Origin of the sequence: Paenibacillus camelliae (assembly GCF_023715345.1) — a bacterium.
Classification (GTDB): domain Bacteria; phylum Bacillota; class Bacilli; order Paenibacillales; family Paenibacillaceae; genus Pristimantibacillus; species Pristimantibacillus camelliae.
Genome location: NZ_JAMBNY010000019.1, coordinates 1 through 23,707, shown reverse-complemented (window position 1 = coordinate 23,707; position 23,707 = coordinate 1). Strand labels below are relative to the sequence as shown.

Sequence of the window (23,707 nt, the reverse complement as noted above, 5' to 3'; positions counted from 1 at the left end):
GGAGGTAAACGACTTGCGTGTAGATCCTAATACGTTGGAACTTACTGAAAAAGTAGTTCATATTAACCGTGTTGCAAAAGTTGTTAAAGGCGGACGCCGTTTCAGCTTTAGCGCACTTGTAGTTGTCGGTGACGGAAAAGGCTACGTTGGCGCAGGGATCGGTAAGGCAGGCGAAGTACCTGATGCGATTCGCAAAGGTATCGAAGATGCTAAGAAAAACCTGATCCATGTACCACTTGTAGGAACAACGATTCCTCACCTAATTGAAGGTCGTTTCGGAGCTGGTAAAGTTCTTTTGAAACCAGCGATGGAAGGTACAGGAGTTATTGCTGGTGGCCCAGTACGTGCAGTACTTGAGCTTGCTGGTATTGGCGATATTTTAACGAAATCACTTGGTTCTTCCAATTCTCTAAATATGGTAAACGCGACGCTAGAAGGTCTTTCTCGTCTAAAACGTGCAGAAGATGTTGCTAAGCTTCGTGGTAAAACTGTTGAAGAGCTACTAGGTTAAGGAGGGAAAATCGATGGCAAAATTGCAAATCACCCTCGTTCGCAGTTTGATTGGCCGCAACGAGAAACAACGTGCAACTGTTCAGTCGCTCGGCCTTAGCAAAATTCGTCAATCGGTCGTTCTTAACGACAGCCCAGCTATTCGCGGCATGGTTCATCATGTTAGCCACTTGGTTAAAGTTGAAGAAGTTTAATCAGTCAGCTTGGGATGATTATGATACGAAAACAATAAGGAGGTGCACGAACGATGAAATTGCATGAATTAGCACCAGCTGCTGGTTCCAAATTCGAGCCAAAGCGCAAAGGTCGCGGTATTGGTTCAGGAAATGGTAAAACAGCAGGTAAAGGTCATAAAGGTCAAAATGCTCGTTCCGGTGGCGGTGTTCGTCCTGGTTTCGAGGGTGGTCAAAACCCACTGTATCGTCGCTTACCGAAACGTGGTTTTAACAACCCGTTCCGTAAAGAGTATGCGATTGTAAACATTCAAGATTTGAACAGCTTTGCTGCAGGTACGGAAATCACTCCAGAAGTTCTTCTTGAAAAAGGCATTGTTAAAAATGCGCTAGCAGGAATCAAAATCTTGGGTAATGGTGAGTTGAATGTAGGACTTACTGTGAAAGCTAATAAGTTCTCTCAATCTGCGGTAGAGAAAATCCAGGCTGCCGGCGGTAAAACCGAGGTGATCTAATTGTTTACGACCGTGTCCAATATTTGGAAAGTTTCAGAACTTCGTACGCGAATTCTGTTCACGCTTTTCGTATTATTGATTTATCGTATTGGTGCCTTTATTCCGGTACCAGGAGTAGATACAGAGTTGTTAAAACAAGCTGGATCTAACGGTTCAGACCTATTCGGCTTGCTTAACACGTTCTCAGGTGGAGCATTATTTAACTTCTCTATCTTTGCAATCGGGATTACGCCATACATCACTGCATCGATTATCGTGCAGCTGTTAAGTATGGACGTTATTCCTCGTTTTGCAGAATGGGCGAAGCAAGGTGAGGACGGTAAGCGCAAGCTTGCTCAAATCACTCGTTACGGTACTGTAATACTAGGTCTAGTACAAGGTTTAGCTACAGCGATTGGTTTCAATCGTATCTATGGAGTAGAGATTATCCACAATGCTAATTTTGTAGATTATCTTGTTATTGCTATCATCTTGACTGCAGGTACTGCATTCTTGATGTGGCTTGGTGAGCAAATCACAGAAAAAGGTATTGGTAATGGTATCTCCATTCTAATCTTTGCTGCGATTGTGGCTGGTTTACCTGGTCATGTTCGTACGCTTTACCAAACACAGCTTGCTGATGCTGAGAACTTGTTCTTGAACATCGTGAAAGTACTGCTAATCGTTCTTGTCGTTGTTGTCATGATCGTTGGTGTTATTTTCATTCAGCAAGGTATCCGTAAGATCCCTGTTCAATACGCTAAACGTGTAGTAGGACGCAAAATGTATGGTGGACAATCGACTCATATTCCGATGAAAGTTAACGGTGCGGGCGTTATCCCGGTCATCTTCGCCATTTCTTTGCTTATGTTCCCAATTACGATTGCGAACTTCTGGGCAGATAAACTATGGGCAAGATGGATTATCGATAACTTGAGCTACGACAAGCCACTTGGTATGGTGTTGTATGTTCTACTAATTATCGGTTTTACATTCTTCTACACATTCGTACAAATCAATCCTGTTCAAATGGCTGATCAAATGAAAAAGAACGGTGGCTACATCCCAGGTATTCGTCCTGGTAAACCAACTTCTTCTTATTTGACAAAAGTATTGACTCGATTGACATTGACGGGTGCAATATTCTTGGCGGTAATCTCAATCTTCCCAGTGCTTTTCGGATCACTTGCAGGATTAGACCGCTCCATACAGCTAGGTGGTACTTCACTAATTATCGTTGTCGGTGTTGCACTTGATACGATGAAACAGATCGAAGGCCAATTGATCAAACGCCATTACAAAGGGTTTATCAATAAATAACAACAGGTTCGAACAGGGGTTGCCGCTAGTGCAATGCGGTGCCCTAACGGGCCTATTGTGCTTAAAGTGAGGAAGTCACTAATGAACATTCTATTTATGGGTCCTCCGGGAGCAGGTAAAGGAACGCAAGCGGAGAGAATTGTTGAGGAATTTAACATTCCGCATATTTCTACCGGCGATGCTTTTCGTCTAGCGATGAAGCAAGGCACGCCAATCGGTCTTAAAGCGAAGGAGTATATCGATCAAGGTCTACTCGTTCCTGATGAGATCACCAACGGAATCGTAAAGGAAAGACTAGCACAAGCAGATTGCGAAAAAGGTTTCCTGCTTGATGGATTCCCTCGTACGATTCAACAAGCTGAAGCGCTTGACAGCATGCTGCAAGAGCTAGGCCGCAGCATTGATCATGTTGTTAACCTTGATGTTGATCGCGATCTTCTGCTAGCTCGTCTAACAGGTCGTCGCATCTGTAAATCATGTGGTGCAACGTATCATATTATGTTCAACCCTCCTAAAGCTGAAGGAGTTTGCGATAAGGATGGCGGTGAGCTGTATCAACGCTCTGATGATTCAGAAGAGAAGGTTGGTACACGCCTAGATGAATATACATCTAAAACAGCGCCTCTTTTAGACTACTACAGTAAACAAGGGTTGCTGCGTGAAGTGAACGGTGAACAAGATATCAATGTTGTGACTGCTGAGATCATTTCAACTTTGAGAGGTTCCTTGTAATGATCATTTGCAAATCCGAATCGGAACTGCAATTAATGAGAGAAGCAGGGCGAATTGTTGCCAAGACACATCAATTGATGGTTCAAGCAATTGAACCTGGAATTACGACGGGTGAGCTCGACGCGATAGCTGAAAAGTACATTCGCAGTCAAGGTGCAATTCCATCTTTTAAAGGTTATAATGGTTTCCCATCCAGCGTCTGTGCTTCTGTAAATGACGAGCTTGTGCATGGGTTTCCAGGTTCACGCAAGCTGAACGAGGGCGATATTATTAGTCTCGATATCGGCGCGCAATACGGTGGTTACCACGGTGATTCAGCATGGACCTATCCGGTTGGTGCTGTATCGGAAGAGGTCAAACGCCTCTTAACGGTTGGAGAGCAATCACTGTATGCTGGAATCTCGCTAGTGAAGCCTGATGTCAGACTGTATACGATATCGCACGCCATACAAGAGGTAATTGAAGCAGCAGGATTTTCTGTCGTTCGTGAATATGTTGGTCATGGGGTCGGTGCCGATCTTCATGAAGAACCGCAAATTCCGAACTATGGAGTAAAAGACAGAGGACCGCGGCTGAAGCCTGGAATGGTGCTAGCAATCGAGCCTATGGTTAACATAGGTGAACGATATGTTCGGACACTTGAAGATAACTGGACGGTAGTTACTCGGGACGGTACATGGTGCGCTCATTTTGAGCATACGGTTGCCGTTACGGAGGACGGTTTTGAGATATTGACGAAGCTGCCATCTCAAAGTTGAGGAAACGATCATGATGAAAGCTCAAATCGGACAATTAATCAAAATTCTTAAAGGTAAGGACGAGGAGCGTTATGCAGTAATCGTCGATGTGCTTGATGAGCGCTTCGTACTCATTGCTGACGGAAAGAAACGCAAATTCGACGCGCCAAAGAAAAAGAACGTTCTGCATCTCGAGCTGCTGCCTATTATTAGTCAAGAGGTTGCAATCAGCTTGCAGGAAACAGGCAAAGTAACGAATGCTAAGTTGCGTTATGCTGTGCAGAAGTATGCACATGGAAAGGAGAACTAAAATGGCTAAAGAAGATGTTATTGAAGTTGAAGGTACAGTAATTGAGCCGCTACCAAACGCTATGTTTAAGGTAGAGCTTGAAAACGGTCATCAGATTCTTGCTCATGTATCTGGCAAACTTAGAATGCACTTTATTCGCATTCTTACTGGAGACAAAGTGGTCATTCAGTTATCGCCTTATGATCTATCAAGAGGGCGTATCACCTATCGTAAATAGTCTTTATGGATCTATTTACGAAAGATTCGGGAGGTAATCACAATGAAGGTAAGACCTTCGGTTAAGCCAATTTGCGAGAAATGCAAAGTTATTCGTCGCAAAGGTAATGTTATGGTGATTTGTGAAAATCCGAGACACAAACAAAAACAAGGATAAGGAGGAACATACTCAATGGCACGTATAGCTGGCGTAGATATTCCGCGTGACAAACGCGTTGTTATCTCTTTGACGTATATTTTCGGTATCGGAAATACTACGGCTCAGAAGATTCTTGCATCTACTGGCGTAAATCCGGACACTCGTGTTCGTGATCTTACAGAAGATGAGCTTGGTCGTATTCGTGATGAAATCGACAAAAACGTTAAGGTAGAAGGCGACCTTCGTCGTGAAGTATCCCTTAACATCAAACGTCTAACTGAAATTGGTTGCTACCGTGGTCTTCGTCACCGCCGTGGTCTTCCAGTTCGCGGTCAACGTACTAAAACAAATGCTCGTACACGTAAAGGTCCTCGTCGTACTGTAGCTAACAAGAAGAAATAAGAAGGGAGGATAAACGATAATGGCTAAAGCTAAAAAAGTCGTTCGTACTAAGCGTCGTGATCGTAAAAATATTGATAGCGGCGTAGCACATATCCGCTCGACATTTAACAACACAATCGTTACGATTACAGATCCACATGGTAATGCAATCTCTTGGGCAAGTTCTGGTGGTCTAGGCTTCAAAGGTTCTCGTAAGAGTACTCCTTTCGCAGCTCAGATGGCTGCTGAAACAGCTGCAAAGGCTGCTATGGAACATGGCATGAGAACGGTTGAGGTTATGGTTAAAGGTCCTGGAGCAGGCCGTGAAGCTGCAATTCGCTCACTTCAAGCTGCTGGCTTGGAAGTGAACCTAATTAAGGACGTAACACCAGTTCCGCATAACGGATGCCGTCCACCAAAACGTCGTCGCGTGTAATTTGTTGACTTGGTGGTATCAAATAGTAACAATCTGTGAATAATGGTTGTGAAGGTTTGGCATACTACGAGGTTTGACATAAAAACGACTTAGGTAACGGAGCGACGTTTGAAGGAGGGTACTATTGTGATTGAGATCGAAAAGCCGAAAATCGAAACCGTAGAATTGAACGACGGAGGCACATATGGTAAATTCGTTGTTGAGCCGCTAGAACGCGGGTACGGCACAACGCTGGGAAATTCGCTTCGTCGAATTTTGTTATCTTCTTTACCTGGCGCTGCAGTAACATCCGTTCAGATCGATGGTGTACTGCATGAGTTTTCTACAGTTCCAGGAGTGATCGAAGACGTTACTGAAATCATCCTGAATTTGAAAGGACTCTCGCTGAAAATCCACTCCGATGAAGAAAAGGTATTGGAAATTGACGCTGAAGGTGAAGGTATCGTAACAGCTGGTGATATTCGTGCTGACAGTGATGTCGAGATTTTGAGCCCTGATCTTCACATTGCGACTTTGGCATCCGGAGCACGTTTGCATATGAGAATTTTCGCTAACCGCGGACGTGGTTATGTGCAAGCTGACCGGAACAAAAGCGACGATCAACCGATAGGCGTCATTCCTGTAGATTCAATCTACACGCCCATTACTCGTGTTAATTATAGCGTTGAGAATACTCGCGTAGGTCAAGTTACAAACTATGACAAGCTAACGCTTGAAGTTTGGACTGACGGAAGTATTCGTCCTGAAGAGGCTGTAAGCCTTGGAGCTAAAATATTGACAGAGCACTTGGACTTGTTCGTTGGATTAACGGATGAAGCCAAAGATGCGGAAATCATGGTTGAGAAGGAAGAAGATAAGAAAGAAAAAGTGCTTGAGATGACTATCGAAGAGCTTGATCTTTCTGTTCGTTCTTACAACTGCTTGAAGCGTGCAGGTATTAATACCGTTCAAGAGCTTATCACGAAATCTGAAGAGGATATGATGAAGGTCCGTAACCTTGGTCGTAAATCTCTAGAAGAAGTTCAAGAGAAGCTTGAAGAACTGGGTCTTGGCCTCCGTACAGACGAGTAGAGCTTCTCAGCTGAAGCGGTGAAGAAAACAGCAAGGGAGGGGAAATCAAAATGGCATACCAAAAATTAGGTCGTGATGCAAGCGCACGTAAAGCACTTTTCCGTGATCTTGTAACTGACTTGTTCCTATATGAGCGTATTCAAACTACAGAAGCTAAAGCGAAAGAGGTTCGTTCTATCGCTGAAAAGCTAATCACGAAAGCAAAGAAAGGTGACCTTTCTGCACGTCGTCAAGTTGCTGCTTACGTACGTCGTGAAACTGTAGATGGCGAGAAAGATGCAATTCAAAAGCTTTTCTCTGAATTGGCTTCTCGTTATGCAGAGCGTAACGGTGGTTACACTCGTATCCTTAAACTAGGACCTCGTCGTGGTGACGCTGCTCCTATGGTTTACTTAGAGCTAGTTGACCGTGATTAATAAAAAAAGGTGGCCTTTTAGGTCCACCTTTTTCTTTTGAGATGAAACCAAAAAGCCTGGCTTTGATGACGATGTCTTGCGCTGTAGCGTACTCGACATCGAATATGGAACGCTACCGAAAACTCCGGTGCTCACGTACCAATTTACGTACGCTGTGCTCCTCGTTTTCTAGTATCGTCCCATCTTCTTGGTCCTGAAAGCCAGACTTTTTGCTCCTTATTTAAAGTTAAAATCTTAAAAGCTTAAAGCTTTGCTCCGAAGATGTTTGCTGAGAAGACTACGATGTTATCTCATGCTGGTGTTGCTGCCCCAGCGATGCTTTGCCCTGAGGTAAAGCGAGAAGTAGTAAAAAGCTTCTTGGGCAACACAGAAGAAGACCCCAGCGGAGGAGTATGCGATTGTGGAAAGCGAAGCGTGTCGCTTTTAAGTTCCGATTCTTCCTCTTTATCTAATTCGAAGAATCGGAATTTAAACCGCGACTGAAACAACGCATTATTCCGGAGCGCTGAAAGGAAATGATGATGCGAAACATTTGTATGAAGGTAAGCTATGATGGAACGAAGTTTAATGGATTTCAAGCTCAGCCTAAGGATCGAGCAGTACAAAACGTTATCGAAGATGTGCTGAAGATTCTAACAAAGGAAGATATTACGATCCATGCTTCTGGTCGTACCGATGCCGGTGTACATGCTCGCGGTCAAGTATTTCACTTTCTTACGGAATGCAACATTCCCATCGATCGTTTTGCTATTGCAATGAATTCGCGTCTACCGGACGACGTGATGATATTGGAAGCGAAGGAAATGCCGTTAGATTTTCATGCGAGGCATTCGGCTAAGCGTAAAACGTATCGTTACAGTATTGATAACGGTAAATTCCCTGATTTATTTGGACGTCATTATCGCTTACACGTACCTGTTCCGTTGAACCGGGAGCTTATGAGACAAGCGTTGTCGTATATTGTAGGTACACATGATTTTACGTCCTTTACTTCTACGCGTTCTGTTAAGCCGCATCATGTACGGACGATCTATGAAGCAAGGCTGATTGAAGAGGGGCCGATTATTCATATTGAGATGACGGGGAATGGTTTTACGTACAATATGGTACGAATCATTACGGGGACGTTGCTCAAGATTGGGCATCAAAAGTTAAAGCCCGAAGACATGTGCAACATATTGGAGGGCTGCGATCGTAGTCTCGCAGGTCCAACGGCACTGCCAATCGGGCTTATGCTCATGGATGTAAGCTATGAATGAAGCTGGATATCTTATTGAAGACTGAAGTTGCCTGACGATGTTTTAACATACAACGGAACTTCTCCGCTTCCGAATTTGCCTTCAAGCTTACGATTTTCTTGGGTAATTAACTCAAAGCCCGATTTACCGATTGAGGATGAACCGGAGCTTTTTTGATGAATAACAGTGAGAGATTGAGGCTGCTTTAGAAACGTTAGCCTAATGTTCCCACTGCTGCTTTCAAGTCTGCTTTCCTTTGACAAATCATCGATTTCGATATGAATATTCCCTGAAGATGAGGATGCATTCAGTCCAGCTGTTTTACCTTCTAATGATAGGTTTCCGCTGCTCACTTCAGCTCGAACATCGACTGCTGTAAACGAAGTTAACTTCGCGTTACCGCTCGTTGCTTTTAATGCTACAGATGAGCTTTCGAGTTGTTCCGCTGTTATGTTTCCACTCGAAGCAGTAGCCGAGAATGAATGGCTCGAGATATCATTGAGCTTAATGTTTCCGCTAGATACCTTTGCAGATAAAGTCTCGCTGTTTGATTTTTGAATCGTTATATTACCGCTATTTGCTTCAAGTGTTAATTCATCTAAGTTGATGCTATTGCTAATAATATTACCGCTTTTTGAATCAACCTGCAGATCACGTATTAGGTGGGTTGGGACAGTAATCTCATACGTATAGCTCTTAAACTGAAATGGAATATACCATTTACGTGGTGAGTTAACATTAAGCTCAAGCTGATTGCTGAATTCCGACTTTGTTACATGCTTCGTCACATCATACGTTTTATTTCTAGAATCATATAGCTTCATCTGTATAGTATTACTATCTGTTGGAAGCAGCTTCACATTAACCGATGACGTACGGATCGTTAATTCATTGATTTGCGTTGCGTCGTACAAGTGTGATACCTCCTCACCTTTAGTGAAGTCATTGCTAAACTTGAGATCGAACACATTGGAGAATAGAATTGCAGCTCCAACGATGATAATAATCAATCCGAGTAAGGTTTGCTTATTCATACTATAATTCTCCTTGAATGGAATTTATAGATTTAGTATAACATGTAGATCGAATCTAACAATCGGCCCCATGTTGTATACTTTCTAAGTCTAGAGACTGAGAAAAATATGATAAGCACGCGGTTTTTATTGAAGAAAGCACTTGATTATTCTCACTGTATATAGTAAAATATATTTTGTGCTTTCTTAGTGGCTCTCCCACAGCCCCGACTAGGATTGCTTATGAACAATGATAAACTTAAATGAAGAATTTAACGATTCCGTTGTTATAAAAAGAATAATGTAATTGAATCAAGGAGGAACATCCATGCGTACCACTTATATGGCTAAGCCTAATGAAGTAGAACGTAAATGGCTTTTGATTGACGCTGAGGGCAAAACTCTTGGTCGTCTTGCGAGCGAAGCAGCTGCGCTAATTCGCGGTAAACACAAGCCACAATTTACACCACATCTTGATACTGGTGATTTCGTAGTTATTATTAACGCTGACAAAATCGTTCTAACTGGTAACAAAATGGCTGACAAAAAATACTACCGTCACTCTGGCTACTCTGGTGGTTTGAAAGTAACTCCAGCTGGCGAGATGCTACAAAAGAAACCTGAGCGTATGGTTGAGCTAGCTGTACACGGTATGTTGCCTAAGAATCGTCTTGGTAACAAAATGAAGCTTAAACTTAAAGTATATGCAGGTGCGGAACATCCACATCAAGCACAAAACCCTGAAGTTTACGAACTTCGCGGGTAATAGAAGAGGAGGACATGTTTCATGGCTCAAGTGCAATACTATGGAACTGGTCGTCGTAAGCACTCTGTTGCACGCGTACGTCTTGTGCCGGGTGAAGGACGAATCATTATTAACAAACGTGATATCAATGAATATTTTGGCTTAGAAACTCTTAAGCTAATCGTTAAACAACCATTGAACTTAACTGATACAGTTGACAAATACGATGTATTGGTTATCGCTCAAGGTGGAGGTATGTCTGGACAAGCGGGTGCTATCCGTCATGGTATCTCTCGTGCGCTTCTTAAAGCGGATCCTGAATTCCGCCCATCTTTGAAACGTGCAGGCTTCTTAACACGTGACCCTCGTATGAAAGAGCGTAAAAAATACGGTCTTAAAGCGGCACGTCGTGCGCCTCAGTTCTCAAAACGTTAATATCGTTTTTGTATGGACGTTTACAACCCCTTCCTGGGTTATCCGGGAAGGGGTTTTTATTATGTTCAAAAACGGAACACAGCTGCAGTAATAATGTAGCATATGTGCGATTATACAGGCCGTGCTGAGAACATGGCGTTTCCAGTATGAGTCAATCACATTAGGCATAAAACCATCACCTCAAGTGCATTTTATATGTAGGAGGTGAAGGACAACATGTACAAACGTATTGGAGCGACCTTTGTGTGTACAGCACTAGCGCTAAGCTTAACAGCATGCGGAACAGATGATAACAACACCAGAGACAATGTCCGAAATGACAGGATCCGTACTCAGTCAACTCAGAACGGGCCAGACGGTTTCATCAATGGTAACGCCTATGACAATGGTATGATGAACAAAAACTCTGCACGTAATGGTACAACGCTTAATGGTAATGATCGTAACAACACGATGAGTAATGGCGATCAAATGAACAATCAACAGCAACGATTGGTACAGCGTGTACGTAACGTGAACGGCGTTAACGATGCTACAGTATTTGTTAATGGCCGAGATATTATTGTTGGTCTTGAGCTTAACAATGTTGGTCAACGAGCAAAGGTTGAACAGGACGTTAGAAGAGCATTAGAACAAGATAATAACGGCTATAACGTTCATGTGACATCGGAACGTGCAATGCATGACCGTATTCGTTCGATTCAAGGACAAATGCAGCCACTGGATGGTCAGCCAGTAAGAGATATGGCTACGGATATTGCTGATTTGTTAAGAGATATGGGTAATGCAGTAACAGCACCTTTCCGTTAATAAATAGTAAGCAGCACAGTTCCTTTTAGGAACTGTGTTTTTTATTAGCTTAATGATAACGTAAAAGAAAGTCTCAAACTCATTTTGCAATGAGTTTGAGACTTTCTTTGTTTGTCCGGCTATATAGCTAGCGTACAGGGATATGTCTGACGCCTTGATTATCTTAGTTTTGTGGAAGAGTGTTCGTGTATTTCGCAACGGTACTGCTAATTCCGTTGCTGCCTGTTGATTGGTTAAACGAGCTATTGCTCAGAGAGCTGTTGCTTAGTGTGCTGTTGCTCAAAGAGCTATTGCTTAGTGAGTTGTTGCTGAGAGAGCTGTTGTTTAATGAGCTATTGCCAAGTGAGCTGTTGTTAAGCGAGCTGCTGCTTAATGGGCTGCTTCCGATGGAATGATTAATCGATGAAGTATATTGATTTTGATTGAAATCTACAGAGCTGCTGCTTGGGTAAGCATTGGAGCTTGAAGTAAAGCTGTTGGAGCTGGTTGGATAGCTGCTAGAACCCGTCGTATAACCAGAAGTGCTTGATGGAGTAGATCCAGACACATAACTAGAAGTGCCAGCAGTAGCATAGCTCGATGGGCTTGGAATTGAAATTTGATTGCATAGTGAAGAGATCTGATGCAATTGCTGCGTAGCCGTATGGTGACCTTGAAGAGCAGTTTGAATAACATGAGCAGCATGCTGTTCCTTCTGTGCAAGCTGTTCTAGTGTACGTGCGTTTTGCTGCTCTTGAGTAAGGAGCTGTTGATATTGCATCGATGCTTGCTGTGTTTGACTAATAAGCTGCTGTACAAGCTGCTCGATTTGAGCAAGCTGTTGTCGAGCTTGAGAACTGCTGTCAAAGGAATGTGTGTTGAATTGACCACTTGTCCCATATTGATTATAAGACGAGTATTGATTGTTCATTGTTAGCTTCCTCCTAATAAATCGTAGTGATGGGGTTACTCGAATAACTTCCCCAATTATTAAATAAACATACGACCATAGCGAGGCATGGAAAATTAAAGCAACAATGCAACGATCATTTTACGATAGACATTATGGATCCCTCAGCTAGCCATTCAAGCGGCTTTGTCCTATAAGCAACAAGCTCATCCTGATCGTTATAGGTAAAGATATGCTCAAGCTGAAGATTTCCTTGCAGAATAACGGGTAAAAAGTGCTGAATATTATCAACGATGCCTGCATTATGCTCATGAAGCACCCATGATAATGACTTCCACATAAGAATACCCTCATCCACAGCTACTGGTGTATCGATATGTAGCTTCTCCTCCTGTAGGTTACAATAAAAAACATACATGCCTGATTGCGCCTCATTACAATCATCATGGCTACTGATCCACCGTACAACTCCTGCTGGTTGAACTTGATCTGGCTCCACTATAAGTCCGGTTTCCTCAGCGATCTCTCGAATAATACTTTGCAGTGGTGTTTCATTTGCTTCGAGCTTACCACCTATCCCATTCCATAAACCCATATTGGGGGACTTTAGGCGATTAAGTAATAACAGCTCATCACCGTATTGAATAAAACAAATAGTATACTTGAGCATATATGCAACTCCTTATCCTTACCACTTCGTATTCGTATACATTCATTATACAGGATCGTGCAAGTTGTATTGATAAGGGTCAATGTATTTAGTCAATAAATGTTATGCATTGATATTGAAGTCAATAATAGAAAAAGCTATAATTAAACCAGCGTGCCATCTATATTGTCTATAAAAGCGAGGGGAATAGTATGAATTTGATTGAGAAGGAAAAATTAATCGCTGAACAAGCGGTTGCTTTGGAATCTGCAAGTGCTGAGGAAGTGCTTCGTTTTGCAGTAGAAACGTTTCCTAACATTACCTTCGCATGCAGCTTCGGAGCGGAGGACGTTGTGCTTGTCGATATGCTGCAGCGCGTCAGTCCTACAACAGATATTTTTTATTTAGATACAGACTTTCATTTTAAGGAAACTTATGATACAAGAGATCGACTAGCAGCTCGTTATCCAGGTATTCCATTTGTTGAAGTTAAACCACTTATTACACCAGAGCAGCAGGCGAAGCAGCATGGCGAAAAGCTATGGGAAACAGATGCTAATGCATGTTGTAATATACGTAAAGTAGAGCCTTTAACTCGTACATTGGCAAAATACGAAGCATGGATTACAGGTATTCGTCGTGATCAAGCGCCGACACGTGCTAATGCTAAGAAGATTGAGTATGATACAAAGTTTGGACTTGTGAAATTCAATCCAATTGCAGATTGGACGAATGATGACGTGTGGAAGTATATTCGTGATAATAACGTCATCTATAATCCTTTGCATGACAACCATTACCCAAGCATCGGTTGTGAGTATTGCACTCGCCAAGTGATGCCTGGTGAAGATCCACGCGCAGGAAGATGGACAGGGCAAGAAAAAACAGAGTGTGGCCTGCACAAGTAAAAATAGTTGAGAAACAGGCGAAGTGAAGCAACTACAGTAACACAACGTGAATAAAACAACTGAAGAAGTAGCTGTAGTAACTGAAGGAAATCAACTAACTAAAGCAAGCTGAGTCAACAGTAAGTGATAATTGACAGTGGAACAACAAGTCGCAAAGCAGCTCGAAAGGTTCATCCGTAAGTTGGAACCCTTCGAGCTGCTTTTGCTTAATATTTAAGTACCATGTTGATTCTTAAGTCGCTCCTTAGCATAACTTGGGCTATGGTTTTCCCCGTAACTAGCTGGTTAACTTAGACTAGCTACGCTCTCGCGAATAATTAACTTGCTTGGCAGTAACACTTTAGCAGGAAGCTTACGACGCTTTTGGATGCGGTCAATTAACAGCTGTACTGCCCAATTCCCCATCTCGACAATGGGCATCCCTACCGTTGTCAGCATCGGCGATACATAACCAGATAGCTCGATGTTATCCATGCTTATAATGGATAGCTGCTCTGGCACCTTGATCTTCTCCTCTGTAAAACGTCGTAGTGCGGCAATGGCCACAATATCATTAGAGCAAAATACAGCTGTCGGAAACGGAGAAGCTTTTGCTAATAGTTGTTCAGCTCCCTGATAGCCACCGGACCCATTTTGCGGGCAGTTGCTTACCCATTTCTCCGAGTGCTCTAATCCGTATTTTTTCAGGATGTCGCAGTACGCTTCATACCGCACTTCATTTGTTGTCTCCCCAATATAACCGATTCGTTTATGTCCAGTGGCAATGAGATGCATAATTGCAGTTTGTGTTGCTTCGTACCCATCGCAGATCACTTGGTCGCAGCTTGCATCGATGACGTTACGTCCGACATAGACGAGGTTTTTGTAATGCTGCTCAAGAAAATTCATACTATCGTTGCTGAAGCGGCCTAATATAATTGCGCCGTCTGTATGTGCTGATTCGATCTGAGCGAGCAATGCATCGGTATCAATATCGAATAGTGAGTAGGATAAATGCATGGCGTACCCTAAGTCGAGCGCTTGCTGTTCAATTGCACGAGAAATTTGCGCAAAGAATGGATCATCGTCCAAATGCTTCGTACGTCCTAGAATGCACGAGATGGAAGGTGGAGCATTGCGCTTGGAGGTTGACTTGCCAAGCTTGAGCTCACGAGCGCTCTGATTCGGCACATAGCCGATTTCCTTAACGACCTTCCACACTCTGTCGCGCACTTCTTTGCTGGCAAAGCTATTGTCTGGGGAATTTAATATACGCGATACAGTAGAGATAGAGACATCTGCCATAGCAGCGATTTGTTTTAAAGTCATCGGACTCCCCCTAGAGGTAGTTCAAAAAAACTCAACTTTGATGACAAAGCAGTGCGAAGTTAAGCTTTTGAACTCGAATAATATGTTCAATTTGATTAAAAAGATCAGCTCACTATGATCATAACGGCTTTTTGCGTAAAACTAAAGCCAATTTGCGCAAATCCTATGCAATATTAAGCAATTATGCAAGTAAAACGTTTGCGTAATTAATACTAGTATTCCACTAGGATAAATCATATAATGAAATCAAATTGATTGGCAATATAGGAGTGATACACATGTCGCTGACACATTTAGATAAGCTGGAGGCTGAAGCAATCTACATTTTCCGTGAGGTTGCCGCTGAGTGCGAGCGCCCGGTTATGCTGTATTCGATTGGTAAAGATTCATCCGTGATGCTTCATCTTGCAATGAAGGCATTTTATCCAGAAAAACCGCCATTTCCGTTGCTTCAGATAGATACGAGTTGGAAATTTCGCGAAATGATTGAATTCCGTGACCGTCGAGCGAAGGAGCTGGGTGTTGAGCTAATTGTACACCGCAACGAAGCTGCTATTGCGGAAGGGATCAACCCGTTTGATCACGGAGCAGCGTACACCGATATTATGAAAACGCAAGCTCTCAAAGAAGCGTTGACGAAGTATCAGTTTACTGCCGCTTTCGGAGGCGGACGTCGCGACGAGGAAAAGTCTCGCGCGAAGGAACGTATCTTCTCATTCCGTAACGAGCAGCACACATGGGACCCTAAAAACCAACGTCCAGAAATGTGGAAGCTGTACAATACACGCATCCACAAAGGGGAGAGCATGCGCGTATTCCCGATCTCTAACTGGACAGAGAAGGATATTTGGCAATATATCCAGCGCGAGAAGATCGAGATTGTTCCACTGTATTTTGCAGCAGAGCGTCCAGTTGTGCACCGTGATGGCAATATTATTATGGTGGACGATAGCCGCATGAGACTTCTGCCTGGTGAAACTCCTGAAATGAAGAAGGTGCGTTTCCGTACACTAGGCTGTTACCCACTTACAGGCGGGGTTGAGTCAGATGCAGATACGCTCGATGAGGTTATTGCGGAGACATTGTCGGCAACCACTTCCGAACGTACAAGCCGCGTCATTGACAAAGAAGCCGCGGGCAGCATGGAGCGTCGCAAACGGGAGGGGTATTTCTAATGAGTCATGCAGAAAGCAGTCTTCTAAAATTTATTACCTGTGGCAGCGTCGACGACGGAAAGTCTACGTTGATCGGTCATATTTTATATGATTCAAAAATGCTGTACGCAGACCAAGAGCAAGCACTTTTGCTAGATAGTCAGGTTGGCAGCCGTAACGGTGCAATCGACTATTCACTATTGCTTGATGGATTGATGGCAGAGCGTGAGCAAGGCATTACGATTGATGTCGCTTATCGATATTTTAATACAGACCGTCGCAGCTTTATCGTTGCCGATACTCCGGGACATGAGGAGTATACTCGCAATATGGCAGTCGGTGCGGCATTCGCAGATTTGGCAATTATTTTACTAGATGCTACACAAGGTGTTTTGGTGCAAACTCGTCGCCACGCTCGGATCTGTGCGCTGATGGGGATTAAGCATTTTGTATTTGCCGTAAATAAAATTGATCTTGCTGGCTATGACCAACGCCGCTTCCTGGACATTTCCGAGGATATCGAACAGCTAAGCAAAGGACTTGGTCTAGAGAATACGCTAATTATTCCTGTTTCGGCAACAGAAGGTGACAATGTAACGCAGCGTTCGGCTAATATGCCGTGGTATGATGGCCCGACATTGCTCGAGCATCTGGAAACGGTCGATATATCCGGAGATGTCATAGAGCAAGGCTTTTACATGCCTGTGCAGCGGGTTAGTCGTCCTGACCATAGCTTCCGTGGCTTCCAAGGTCAGATCGAAGCAGGTAAAGTTGAAGTTGGCGAGACGATTACGATTTTACCAAGTGGCGAGACGGCAATCGTCAAGTCACTATATGTTGGTGACACGAAGGTAGAGCGTGCGATTGCCGGACAGCCTGTTACCATACAGCTGGATCGTGAGGTAGACGTTTCGCGTGGATGTGTGCTGACGCGAGACGCTGGTCTGCAAACCGCGACGACGTTATCCGCGACGCTGCTATGGATGGATGAACAGCAGCTGGTTCCCGGTAAGGAATATTGGATCAAGGTTGGCACTAAGCTGTTGCCGGCTATTGTGACAGAGATTCATCATAAGGTTGACGTTAATAATGGAGAGCTGCTACCGGCTACTAGCGCTGTTAAAAATGAGCTAGTAAGCTGCGATATCGTCGTAGCTGAACCGCTTGTTGTCGATGAGTTCCAATCACACAAGACGATGGGCGGACTTATATTGATTGATCGTGTTACGCACGCGACAGCAGCATGCGGAGTGATTGTTTCCATTAGTGATCAAAACGATGACAGCGTATTGCTCGTGGATGGAGAGGTTAAGCTTCAGGTTAATTTGTTCGATAGCTTCCTGTTTGATCCTGCTGTGAACATGATCTTGCGACAAAAGCATCCAGCAGCTACGTATACGAAGGGTGATGCATTGCCACTTCAAAGCGAGCAATGCGGATACCCTGCTGATTTTGATGTACTTGCCAATGATGCTGGCTTTGCTAACGTACGTGGCGGTATATTTACAGGCTTCGGTGCTCGTGACCCTCAATGGCCATTGCTTGATGTGAATGGGCTTGAAGTTGGTACTGGTTCAAGCGGAGACTTTGGCAAGTATCGCAATATTCTCGTTCGTTAATATTTGTTCAATATTCGATGTCGAGTACGCCTCAACGCGTGACTTCGTAATCAAAGTTGGACTTTTGAACATCTACTACTATAGTTAATTCATAAAAAACCACCTTGTCCCATATATATAGAAGTACCTGCTTGTTGCAGCTTGTACGTTCTATGAAAATGGCTATGAGGTGGTTTTTTATGCTTAAATTTCGTCAGCGTTTTATTGTATGGCTGTCGCCTAAAAGCAAGATGCGATTGTTAGCCGGATTAGGTTTGGTGGTCATAGCAGTGTTTTTATTAAGCCGCACACCACCTTCAAGCAGTACGTGGTCAACCTGGAGTCTGCCGCTATCAGGAATGACGATCGCGATAGATGCTGGTCACGGAGGTGTGGATGGAGGGGCAGTTAGTAAAAGTGGGGCAATTGAAAAGGATCTAAGCTTGTCCATTGCGCTGTATGTAAGAGATTATTTGCAAGAAGCGGGTGCGATTGTATTTATGACTCGCGAAGGGGATTACGATCTTGCCCAGGATGATACGAAATCGTACAGCAAACGGAAAACAGAGGATCTGTTAAAGCGGGTATCCTTGCTCCAAGAAGCTAATCCGGAGCTGCTCATCAGCATCCATATGAATAGTATCCCGCAGGAAAGATGGTCTGGTGCTCAAACGTTCTATCACAAGACCGCGATAGAGGAAAGTGAAGTACTTGCTAAAGCGATTCAAGAGCAGCTGAAACTTAATCTTGAGAATACGAATCGGGAAGCCAATACGGTGGAGACGATTTATATTTTGAAGGCGATGCAACACATCCCTGCTGCTCTCGTTGAAGTTGGGTTTCTCTCTAACCCGGCAGAATCACAGCTGCTCGTCGATGCTCAGTATCAACGCACTGTCGCGGCTTCGATCTACAAAGGGATATTGCAGTATGTCACTCAGAATAGTGCGAAGGAACAAGTGGAATAATGATTGAAATGTGAAAATTTGCAGGCAGCCCTTCACTTCTGCTCGCAAACCGCCTATGCTATATATATAAGACTAAAGCGCTTAACTAAAAAGGTGGGAATAGAGATGGCAATTACACGTGAACTAGCGGTATCAACGATTGAGTCAATACTTGCATCTCAATATGGTGCGAATCAAATAAGCTTTCGAGACGTAATGGTGCGTAATGATCAGGTATCTGTAACGATTTTGGGTGCTGCTCAGGAGCAGCAGTCTGCAATTGAAGCTGTTCTGCTCGATAGCTTGAAGGAAGCTGGAGCGACAGCATTGTATTGCCGATTCAGAGACAGTGGTGTTGCAGCTACAGCCCATCAGCAGCAGGAAAGTGGAGCATCGAAGCAGCAGTCTCAGCCCAAGGTGCAAGGCCATGGTGCGAATTTGCAAAGTCCGTTACTTACCGAGCAAAGCAATGTAAACTTTATTGCGATTGCATCGGGCAAAGGCGGCGTAGGAAAATCAACAGTTACCGTTAATCTAGCGACAGCTCTTGCTCGCAGCGGGAAGCGAGTAGGCATTATTGATGCGGATATCTATGGATTTAGTGTGCCTGATATGATGGGCATTGAAGAACGTCCTGAAGTCATTAATGACCGTGTCATTCCGATTGAGCGATTTGGTGTTAAAGTTATCTCTATGGGCTTCTTCGTAGAGGACAATAGTCCAATTGTATGGCGAGGACCTATGCTTGGAAAGATGCTGCGCAACTTCTTCCAGGAGATCGAGTGGGGAGAACTGGATTATGTGCTGCTAGATCTTCCACCAGGAACAGGTGATGTGGCGCTTGATGTTCATCAAATGATTCCGCAGAGTAAAGAAATCATCGTGACTACCCCTCATGCAACGGCCTCCTTTGTAGCTGCACGTGCAGGTGCAATGGCCATTAAGACGGAGCATGAAATTATCGGTGTCGTTGAAAATATGTCATATTTCGAATCGAAGCTAACCGGTGAACGGGAGTATGTATTTGGTCGCGGTGGTGGAGGCAAGCTTGCAGAGACGCTTCATTGTGAGCTGTTAGCACAAATTCCGCTAGGACAGCCTGAAAACCACCCGCTCGATCCAAACTTTTCACCAAGTGTATTTGCAGCAGATACACCGATTGGCGAGCTGTATCAAGAGCTGGCACAAAAAGTGATGAAGCATTGCGAATAATAGAGGATATAAAAAAGCTCCGAGCATTGATGCTTCGGAGCTTTTTGACTTAGGATTCTTTTTCAGATTCACCGCCGGCCTTATCCTTAGATGATTCAGATTCTTTGTCTGAGCCGGAGTTGCTTTGTCCGCTTTCTTCTCCACTACCGCTAACAGATTGGGGCTTAACGGTTAGCTCATCTGCTACGGCCTGTTTCATCAGGTCAAGCAGCTGCATTTTGAAGATCGGATTTTTAAGTGACTCCTGCATTAATGTCATCAATTCCTTGCGATATTCCGGTCCCTTGAAGACTTTTAAGATCACCTTCTGCAAATGATCAGACTCGAATGCCGATACGAGTCCTTCTTGATACTGGGGATCCTTTATAAGTTCAACATGAAGATCTTTATTCATTTCATTAACGGCTTTAGAAAATTCACCTGCGAAGCGGGTATCAGTCATTAATGATTTTAATACTTCATCATACTCTGGTGAGAGGATGACATCCTTTACTGCTAATCGAACCGACTCTTGATCTTGTGCATTGAGCATCGTAGCGCTCTGTGCCTTATAGCCGGATTGAGCGCTGGCGGATTCCTGCAACGCCTTTTGTGCATCCTCTGTTTTAAGAATATCGATGACCATCGACTTCATATCCTTGTAGGTCATAGCGGAGGATTCTCCACCACCGCCGCTGCCTCCAGTGCTGCAGCTTGTTAGAAGGGTAATGGAGGCTATAAGCATAGACAAAGCAATAAAATGTCGCATGATAAAAATACCTCCTACATAAAAAATGTCTCGTACCTATAGCATGCGCAATGTTCGATGTTTTATCATAGTGCTTGTTAGCATTTTTGTGTGAACGTGGTAAAATACAGTAAAAGAGGTTGTTCAAAAGATCCCCATAAATTAAAAAGTAAACATCGTCGTGTAAATCAATATTCAGGAGGAATTTTGGCGTGACTATTAGAAAATGGTTTTTCTTATTTTGGAGCACCATGGCTATCGGTGCTGCCGTATGTATGGTACTAGGGCTAACTATGCTGCTAACTGATCAAGAATTTGGTTTTTTAGGTATTAAGGCTACAGGCTTTAACCTGTTCATGATGCTTCTTGCGGGCACAGTAATTGGCGCATTTAGTCAAATGTGTTTTTTCGCTTACTTAACACTCAACTATATCGCGTTAAGTGTGTTTCGTAAAAAATACTTATGGAACGCGCTGCAGGGTTATACAACCATATTCGCTGTTTTTCTGCTAGGATACGTATTGTATGATGGCAGAATGAACAATTGGTTCTTCTGGGTTTTACCGCTAAGCCTGTTTATCCTGTCATTAGCTGCTTCCTGGTTCAAGGTAAAACAGACGAATCGCTCTGCTTTTATTCCAACGATGTTCTTAATGTTTGTTATCACATCGATTGAATCCTACCCAGCCATTCAAGGTGAGAACAATGTAGGGGCTATCATCTTTATGATGCTTCCACTCTTTGTTTGTAACTTATATCAAAACCATCAGATGGCTAAGCTTACTGGAAATGCGACAGCCGCTTCCGCTGGCGTACCAGCAAAAACGGCTGTTTAATAAGATGATGAATTATAGGACGCAAGGTAAATTTGTTATGCTTGTAAGTTAATGATCCTCGTTAACCTAAGAGCTCGTAACAGATTGACCTTGCGTTTCTGTTTGAGTAAGCAGCTCAGATACAGATACGAAGTCATAACCTTTATCGCGCAGCTGATCAATAATAATAGGCAGAGCAAGATGTGTTTGTTTAGCTGAGTCACTAGCATGCATAAGAATAATGTCTCCAGGATGCGCACGGGAAATGACACGATCAGCAATTTTTTCGGTACCGATGCTTAACCAATCCATTGAATCGGTATCCCATTGAATCACTTGATATTGAAGCTCGCTAGCGATCTTAAGCACGCGCTTATCAAAATCACCATTAGGCAAACGAATTAAATTAGGACTTGTACCTGTGACCTCTGATATAATACTATGAGCTGTAGTTATCTGACTGCGTATCTCTTCGTCAGTTAAAGTAGAATAATTATCATGCTTGTGACCATGGCTGCCAATTTCGTAGCCAGCCTCTTGAATCTTTTTAACGAGCTCAGGATGCTGCTGACTCCATACAGAGGATACGAAGAAGGTTGCTGAAGTAATGTCTTTCTGTTTAAGCACTTCTAAGATAGGCTCCAGACGCTTGTCACCCCAGCTAATGTCAAAGGTTAGAGCAACGACATTACGCTCTGTAGGTACGTTGTAGATCGCAAGTGGCTGCTGTGGTGCGAATACAGTAATATTGTCTCGCTCAGTGTAAATTACCCCGACTGCAAACACGAGTGCAATCGTTAAAAAGAAGTACTTTTTTATTTTGCTGGCAGATAACACAAAAAAAGAATTCATTGATATTATTCTCCTCTCTACTTACCGTGTAATTTACTGAATCGGGCTTGTCAGACCTATAGTACAATCTATGCTCGTACAAAAAAGATATTCAATGTTTTATTGATGAGGTGATAAAATGTTTAAACTGCGTAATGTGTGGCATGATTTGAAGGTAACAAAGCAATTTATTATTGTAGCTACGATTATATTTGCTGTTAGTATTTATGTAGGGATGACTAACGAGGGCTTTACTGTCTTCCTTAATAACCAAATGAACGCTATGGGACAATTAGTGGAGCAAATAGATCAGAGCGGCAATCCAACGATGTCGATGATGATCTTTATCTTCTTCAATAATGCAATCAAATCTGTCATGGTCATATTCTTAGGTGCATTCTTCGGAATTTTCCCTGTGTTCTTTCTTGCGATAAACGGAATGCTGATCGGCTATATATTAAAGCTGTCCATTGATGGGCAGATGGCGATATCTTTGTTTGACTTAGTGGTGAAGACATTGCTGCCACATGGCATATTGGAGATTCCGGCGTTAATTATTGTAGCTGCTTATGGATTGCGCTTAGGAAGATTGTTGTTTAGCACGATGTGGGCGTTAATATCCAATCACAATAAGCTTGAATCGATTGGAGCTTCTTATAAAGATACGCTTAAACGGTGTGGGGTTATTGCGCTTTATGCGACAGTGGTACTGCTCATTGCTTCTATTATTGAAAGTACGTTTACGATGTGGCTAGCTTCCACGATCAATTAAGCTCGCTCCCTTCAATCAAATATGTTCTCTTGCAGGTATAAAAAAAGATCAATATTGACCATAACAATAAGACGATGATTAGCATCGTCTTTTTTTAATGCTGATTTGCTTAACGATATTGAAGGAGGAGCTCATTCATGCTCGGTATGCTGTTTAATGATAGAGAATGTAAAGAACTAGATTATGTATTACGTAAGGAGCTTGATGAGATGCTTCTTGATCTAGGCGACAATAGGCTGGACGGAGAAATTCGGAAATCAATCGCTAAGCGATATAAGATCATATTTAGGATGTACGCTCGCATCGCGACACCTAAGCAGCTATCGAAATACGCTTTAAATGTCCGAACGCTTAAATAGAAGAAAGCATCAATAAAGGCTTTAGCTATTAGTGTTTCTAGCTGTTTTGAAAAAAGAATTTAAAAAAGTTTTAAAAGGGGGTTGCATAATAAGCGGCCCCTGTGGTATATTATTTCTTGTCGCCGCGAGAGATCGCGACAGACACACAAAAACAAAACGTTCGAGTCACACTCGCAAGATGAGATAAGAACGACATTGTTCCTTGAAAACTGAACAACGAGTAAGAACTGCCATCAACAATTCAACCCCGTTGAGTTGTTGATAAAAAGCGAAATAAATGAGCAATCAAACACTTTAATGGAGAGTTTGATCCTGGCTCAGGACGAACGCTGGCGGCGTGCCTAATACATGCAAGTCGAGCG

31 protein-coding genes and 1 rRNA gene are annotated in these 23,707 nt (G+C 43.2%); 26 read left to right on the top strand and 6 right to left on the bottom strand.

Annotated elements, in window-relative coordinates; genetic code table 11:
• Window positions 1-13: 13 nt before the first annotated feature.
• From rpsE to truA, 14 genes are all read left to right on the top strand, one after another.
• Window positions 14-511, top strand: coding sequence for a 30S ribosomal protein S5 (gene rpsE, locus M3180_RS20220; RefSeq protein ID WP_251670877.1), 498 nt, complete (start codon window positions 14-16; stop codon window positions 509-511).
• Between the two features lie 13 nt (window positions 512-524).
• A complete protein-coding gene (gene rpmD, locus M3180_RS20215) occupies window positions 525-704 on the top strand; it encodes a 50S ribosomal protein L30 (protein WP_251670876.1) in 180 nt (59 codons plus the stop codon).
• Window positions 705-757: 53 nt separating this feature from the next.
• Window positions 758-1,198 carry a 50S ribosomal protein L15 gene (gene rplO / locus M3180_RS20210; protein WP_251670874.1) on the top strand — a complete coding sequence of 147 codons (441 nt, stop codon included), beginning with the start codon at window positions 758-760 and terminating at the stop codon, window positions 1,196-1,198.
• Window positions 1,199-2,497 (top strand): preprotein translocase subunit SecY, encoded by a 1,299-nt coding sequence (gene secY, locus M3180_RS20205; RefSeq protein WP_251670872.1) that lies wholly within the window; start codon window positions 1,199-1,201, stop codon window positions 2,495-2,497.
• 81 nt (window positions 2,498-2,578) lie between these two features.
• On the top strand, window positions 2,579-3,229 hold the full coding sequence (locus M3180_RS20200; protein WP_251670871.1) for an adenylate kinase: 651 nt from the start codon (window positions 2,579-2,581) through the stop codon (window positions 3,227-3,229).
• Complete coding sequence (map, locus tag M3180_RS20195) at window positions 3,229-3,987, top strand: type I methionyl aminopeptidase (RefSeq protein WP_251670870.1); 759 nt, start codon at window positions 3,229-3,231, stop codon at window positions 3,985-3,987. Before M3180_RS20200 ends, map begins: the two co-directional genes overlap by 1 nt.
• A 10-nt stretch (window positions 3,988-3,997) precedes the next feature.
• Window positions 3,998-4,276: a KOW domain-containing RNA-binding protein gene (locus M3180_RS20190; RefSeq protein WP_251670869.1), complete on the top strand. Its 279-nt coding sequence runs from the start codon at window positions 3,998-4,000 to the stop codon at window positions 4,274-4,276.
• A gap of 1 nt (window position 4,277) precedes the next feature.
• Window positions 4,278-4,493 carry a translation initiation factor IF-1 gene (gene infA / locus M3180_RS20185; RefSeq protein ID WP_015847200.1) on the top strand — a complete coding sequence of 72 codons (216 nt, stop codon included), beginning with the start codon at window positions 4,278-4,280 and terminating at the stop codon, window positions 4,491-4,493.
• Window positions 4,494-4,535: 42 nt separating this feature from the next.
• On the top strand, window positions 4,536-4,649 hold the full coding sequence (gene rpmJ / locus M3180_RS20180) for a 50S ribosomal protein L36 (protein ID WP_015253313.1): 114 nt from the start codon (window positions 4,536-4,538) through the stop codon (window positions 4,647-4,649).
• A gap of 15 nt (window positions 4,650-4,664) precedes the next feature.
• Window positions 4,665-5,033 carry a 30S ribosomal protein S13 gene (gene rpsM / locus M3180_RS20175; RefSeq protein WP_251670868.1) on the top strand — a complete coding sequence of 123 codons (369 nt, stop codon included), beginning with the start codon at window positions 4,665-4,667 and terminating at the stop codon, window positions 5,031-5,033.
• 19 nt (window positions 5,034-5,052) lie between these two features.
• Entirely contained in the window at window positions 5,053-5,448 is a 396-nt protein-coding gene (rpsK, locus tag M3180_RS20170; protein ID WP_251670867.1) for a 30S ribosomal protein S11, read from the top strand.
• Window positions 5,449-5,574: 126 nt separating this feature from the next.
• Window positions 5,575-6,519, top strand: a complete 945-nt coding sequence (locus tag M3180_RS20165) for a DNA-directed RNA polymerase subunit alpha (protein WP_251670866.1) — start codon at window positions 5,575-5,577, stop codon at window positions 6,517-6,519.
• A gap of 50 nt (window positions 6,520-6,569) precedes the next feature.
• The gene (gene rplQ, locus M3180_RS20160; protein WP_251670865.1) at window positions 6,570-6,935 is read left to right on the top strand and encodes a 50S ribosomal protein L17; all 366 of its coding nucleotides are present in this window, start codon (window positions 6,570-6,572) and stop codon (window positions 6,933-6,935) included.
• A gap of 515 nt (window positions 6,936-7,450) precedes the next feature.
• Window positions 7,451-8,194: a tRNA pseudouridine(38-40) synthase TruA gene (truA, locus tag M3180_RS20155; protein ID WP_349774499.1), complete on the top strand. Its 744-nt coding sequence runs from the start codon at window positions 7,451-7,453 to the stop codon at window positions 8,192-8,194.
• Between the two features lie 11 nt (window positions 8,195-8,205).
• Here the strand turns inward: truA and M3180_RS20150 are convergent, their stop codons facing one another.
• Window positions 8,206-9,207, bottom strand: a complete 1,002-nt coding sequence (locus M3180_RS20150; RefSeq protein ID WP_251670864.1) for a DUF4097 family beta strand repeat-containing protein — start codon at window positions 9,205-9,207, stop codon at window positions 8,206-8,208.
• Between the two features lie 307 nt (window positions 9,208-9,514).
• Between M3180_RS20150 and rplM the strand changes: the two genes are divergently transcribed.
• From rplM to M3180_RS20135, 3 genes are all read left to right on the top strand, one after another.
• Complete coding sequence (gene rplM, locus M3180_RS20145) at window positions 9,515-9,952, top strand: 50S ribosomal protein L13 (protein WP_251670862.1); 438 nt, start codon at window positions 9,515-9,517, stop codon at window positions 9,950-9,952.
• 21 nt (window positions 9,953-9,973) lie between these two features.
• Complete coding sequence (gene rpsI, locus M3180_RS20140) at window positions 9,974-10,366, top strand: 30S ribosomal protein S9 (RefSeq protein ID WP_251670860.1); 393 nt, start codon at window positions 9,974-9,976, stop codon at window positions 10,364-10,366.
• A gap of 216 nt (window positions 10,367-10,582) precedes the next feature.
• Window positions 10,583-11,176 carry a YhcN/YlaJ family sporulation lipoprotein gene (locus tag M3180_RS20135; RefSeq protein WP_251670858.1) on the top strand — a complete coding sequence of 198 codons (594 nt, stop codon included), beginning with the start codon at window positions 10,583-10,585 and terminating at the stop codon, window positions 11,174-11,176.
• 163 nt (window positions 11,177-11,339) lie between these two features.
• Here the strand turns inward: M3180_RS20135 and M3180_RS20130 are convergent, their stop codons facing one another.
• Both M3180_RS20130 and M3180_RS20125 read right to left on the bottom strand, forming a co-directional pair.
• Window positions 11,340-12,086: a hypothetical protein gene (locus M3180_RS20130; protein WP_251670857.1), complete on the bottom strand. Its 747-nt coding sequence runs from the start codon at window positions 12,084-12,086 to the stop codon at window positions 11,340-11,342.
• 115 nt (window positions 12,087-12,201) lie between these two features.
• Window positions 12,202-12,735, bottom strand: a complete 534-nt coding sequence (locus M3180_RS20125) for an NUDIX hydrolase (protein ID WP_251670856.1) — start codon at window positions 12,733-12,735, stop codon at window positions 12,202-12,204.
• A 191-nt stretch (window positions 12,736-12,926) separates the two neighbouring features.
• On the opposite strand from M3180_RS20125, the gene M3180_RS20120 reads away from it, so the two are divergent.
• Window positions 12,927-13,622, top strand: coding sequence for a phosphoadenylyl-sulfate reductase (locus M3180_RS20120; RefSeq protein WP_251670855.1), 696 nt, complete (start codon window positions 12,927-12,929; stop codon window positions 13,620-13,622).
• A 285-nt stretch (window positions 13,623-13,907) separates the two neighbouring features.
• Here the strand turns inward: M3180_RS20120 and M3180_RS20115 are convergent, their stop codons facing one another.
• Window positions 13,908-14,930: a LacI family DNA-binding transcriptional regulator gene (locus M3180_RS20115; RefSeq protein ID WP_251670854.1), complete on the bottom strand. Its 1,023-nt coding sequence runs from the start codon at window positions 14,928-14,930 to the stop codon at window positions 13,908-13,910.
• Between the two features lie 278 nt (window positions 14,931-15,208).
• Between M3180_RS20115 and cysD the strand changes: the two genes are divergently transcribed.
• From cysD to M3180_RS20095, 4 genes are all read left to right on the top strand, one after another.
• On the top strand, window positions 15,209-16,105 hold the full coding sequence (gene cysD, locus M3180_RS20110) for a sulfate adenylyltransferase subunit CysD (RefSeq protein ID WP_251670853.1): 897 nt from the start codon (window positions 15,209-15,211) through the stop codon (window positions 16,103-16,105).
• Window positions 16,105-17,703, top strand: a complete 1,599-nt coding sequence (locus M3180_RS20105) for a sulfate adenylyltransferase subunit 1 (protein WP_251670851.1) — start codon at window positions 16,105-16,107, stop codon at window positions 17,701-17,703. The genes cysD and M3180_RS20105 overlap by 1 nt, the downstream gene beginning before the upstream one ends.
• Window positions 17,704-17,882: 179 nt before the next feature.
• The gene (gene cwlD / locus M3180_RS20100) at window positions 17,883-18,650 is read left to right on the top strand and encodes an N-acetylmuramoyl-L-alanine amidase CwlD (protein WP_251670849.1); all 768 of its coding nucleotides are present in this window, start codon (window positions 17,883-17,885) and stop codon (window positions 18,648-18,650) included.
• A 105-nt stretch (window positions 18,651-18,755) separates the two neighbouring features.
• Window positions 18,756-19,841 (top strand): Mrp/NBP35 family ATP-binding protein, encoded by a 1,086-nt coding sequence (locus tag M3180_RS20095; RefSeq protein WP_285855813.1) that lies wholly within the window; start codon window positions 18,756-18,758, stop codon window positions 19,839-19,841.
• Window positions 19,842-19,890: 49 nt separating this feature from the next.
• Here M3180_RS20095 and gerD read toward each other — a convergent pair whose 3' ends face one another.
• Complete coding sequence (gene gerD / locus M3180_RS20090; protein ID WP_251670848.1) at window positions 19,891-20,589, bottom strand: spore germination lipoprotein GerD; 699 nt, start codon at window positions 20,587-20,589, stop codon at window positions 19,891-19,893.
• Window positions 20,590-20,780: 191 nt separating this feature from the next.
• On the opposite strand from gerD, the gene M3180_RS20085 reads away from it, so the two are divergent.
• Entirely contained in the window at window positions 20,781-21,404 is a 624-nt protein-coding gene (locus M3180_RS20085) for a KinB-signaling pathway activation protein (protein WP_251670832.1), read from the top strand.
• Between the two features lie 66 nt (window positions 21,405-21,470).
• Here M3180_RS20085 and pdaB read toward each other — a convergent pair whose 3' ends face one another.
• The gene (pdaB, locus tag M3180_RS20080) at window positions 21,471-22,235 is read right to left on the bottom strand and encodes a polysaccharide deacetylase family sporulation protein PdaB (protein ID WP_251670830.1); all 765 of its coding nucleotides are present in this window, start codon (window positions 22,233-22,235) and stop codon (window positions 21,471-21,473) included.
• Between the two features lie 118 nt (window positions 22,236-22,353).
• Between pdaB and M3180_RS20075 the strand changes: the two genes are divergently transcribed.
• The 3 genes from M3180_RS20075 to M3180_RS20065 all read left to right on the top strand — a co-directional run.
• On the top strand, window positions 22,354-22,986 hold the full coding sequence (locus M3180_RS20075; protein WP_251670828.1) for a stage II sporulation protein M: 633 nt from the start codon (window positions 22,354-22,356) through the stop codon (window positions 22,984-22,986).
• A 137-nt stretch (window positions 22,987-23,123) separates the two neighbouring features.
• The gene (locus M3180_RS20070; protein ID WP_251670826.1) at window positions 23,124-23,345 is read left to right on the top strand and encodes a hypothetical protein; all 222 of its coding nucleotides are present in this window, start codon (window positions 23,124-23,126) and stop codon (window positions 23,343-23,345) included.
• A gap of 294 nt (window positions 23,346-23,639) precedes the next feature.
• Window positions 23,640-23,707 (top strand): 16S ribosomal RNA (locus M3180_RS20065); the annotation flags it as partial.

Coding starts and splice junctions, on each gene's coding strand:
- rpmJ (WP_015253313.1), top strand. CDS start 4,536: ATGAAGGTAAGACCTTCGGTTAAGCCAATTTGCGAGAAATGCAAAGTT.
- M3180_RS20120 (WP_251670855.1), top strand. CDS start 12,927: ATGAATTTGATTGAGAAGGAAAAATTAATCGCTGAACAAGCGGTTGCT.
- rpsM (WP_251670868.1), top strand. CDS start 4,665: ATGGCACGTATAGCTGGCGTAGATATTCCGCGTGACAAACGCGTTGTT.
- cwlD (WP_251670849.1), top strand. CDS start 17,883: ATGCTTAAATTTCGTCAGCGTTTTATTGTATGGCTGTCGCCTAAAAGC.
- M3180_RS20105 (WP_251670851.1), top strand. CDS start 16,105: ATGAGTCATGCAGAAAGCAGTCTTCTAAAATTTATTACCTGTGGCAGC.
- truA (WP_349774499.1), top strand. CDS start 7,451: ATGATGATGCGAAACATTTGTATGAAGGTAAGCTATGATGGAACGAAG.
- rpsI (WP_251670860.1), top strand. CDS start 9,974: ATGGCTCAAGTGCAATACTATGGAACTGGTCGTCGTAAGCACTCTGTT.
- infA (WP_015847200.1), top strand. CDS start 4,278: ATGGCTAAAGAAGATGTTATTGAAGTTGAAGGTACAGTAATTGAGCCG.
- M3180_RS20075 (WP_251670828.1), top strand. CDS start 22,354: ATGTTTAAACTGCGTAATGTGTGGCATGATTTGAAGGTAACAAAGCAA.
- M3180_RS20115 (WP_251670854.1), bottom strand. CDS start 14,930: ATGACTTTAAAACAAATCGCTGCTATGGCAGATGTCTCTATCTCTACT.
- rplO (WP_251670874.1), top strand. CDS start 758: ATGAAATTGCATGAATTAGCACCAGCTGCTGGTTCCAAATTCGAGCCA.
- M3180_RS20070 (WP_251670826.1), top strand. CDS start 23,124: ATGCTCGGTATGCTGTTTAATGATAGAGAATGTAAAGAACTAGATTAT.
- M3180_RS20125 (WP_251670856.1), bottom strand. CDS start 12,735: ATGCTCAAGTATACTATTTGTTTTATTCAATACGGTGATGAGCTGTTA.
- rpmD (WP_251670876.1), top strand. CDS start 525: ATGGCAAAATTGCAAATCACCCTCGTTCGCAGTTTGATTGGCCGCAAC.
- rpsK (WP_251670867.1), top strand. CDS start 5,053: ATGGCTAAAGCTAAAAAAGTCGTTCGTACTAAGCGTCGTGATCGTAAA.
- rplM (WP_251670862.1), top strand. CDS start 9,515: ATGCGTACCACTTATATGGCTAAGCCTAATGAAGTAGAACGTAAATGG.
- pdaB (WP_251670830.1), bottom strand. CDS start 22,235: ATGAATTCTTTTTTTGTGTTATCTGCCAGCAAAATAAAAAAGTACTTC.
- M3180_RS20150 (WP_251670864.1), bottom strand. CDS start 9,207: ATGAATAAGCAAACCTTACTCGGATTGATTATTATCATCGTTGGAGCT.
- M3180_RS20200 (WP_251670871.1), top strand. CDS start 2,579: ATGAACATTCTATTTATGGGTCCTCCGGGAGCAGGTAAAGGAACGCAA.
- gerD (WP_251670848.1), bottom strand. CDS start 20,589: ATGCGACATTTTATTGCTTTGTCTATGCTTATAGCCTCCATTACCCTT.
- M3180_RS20095 (WP_285855813.1), top strand. CDS start 18,756: ATGGCAATTACACGTGAACTAGCGGTATCAACGATTGAGTCAATACTT.
- M3180_RS20190 (WP_251670869.1), top strand. CDS start 3,998: ATGATGAAAGCTCAAATCGGACAATTAATCAAAATTCTTAAAGGTAAG.
- map (WP_251670870.1), top strand. CDS start 3,229: ATGATCATTTGCAAATCCGAATCGGAACTGCAATTAATGAGAGAAGCA.
- M3180_RS20130 (WP_251670857.1), bottom strand. CDS start 12,086: ATGAACAATCAATACTCGTCTTATAATCAATATGGGACAAGTGGTCAA.
- M3180_RS20135 (WP_251670858.1), top strand. CDS start 10,583: ATGTACAAACGTATTGGAGCGACCTTTGTGTGTACAGCACTAGCGCTA.
- rplQ (WP_251670865.1), top strand. CDS start 6,570: ATGGCATACCAAAAATTAGGTCGTGATGCAAGCGCACGTAAAGCACTT.
- cysD (WP_251670853.1), top strand. CDS start 15,209: ATGTCGCTGACACATTTAGATAAGCTGGAGGCTGAAGCAATCTACATT.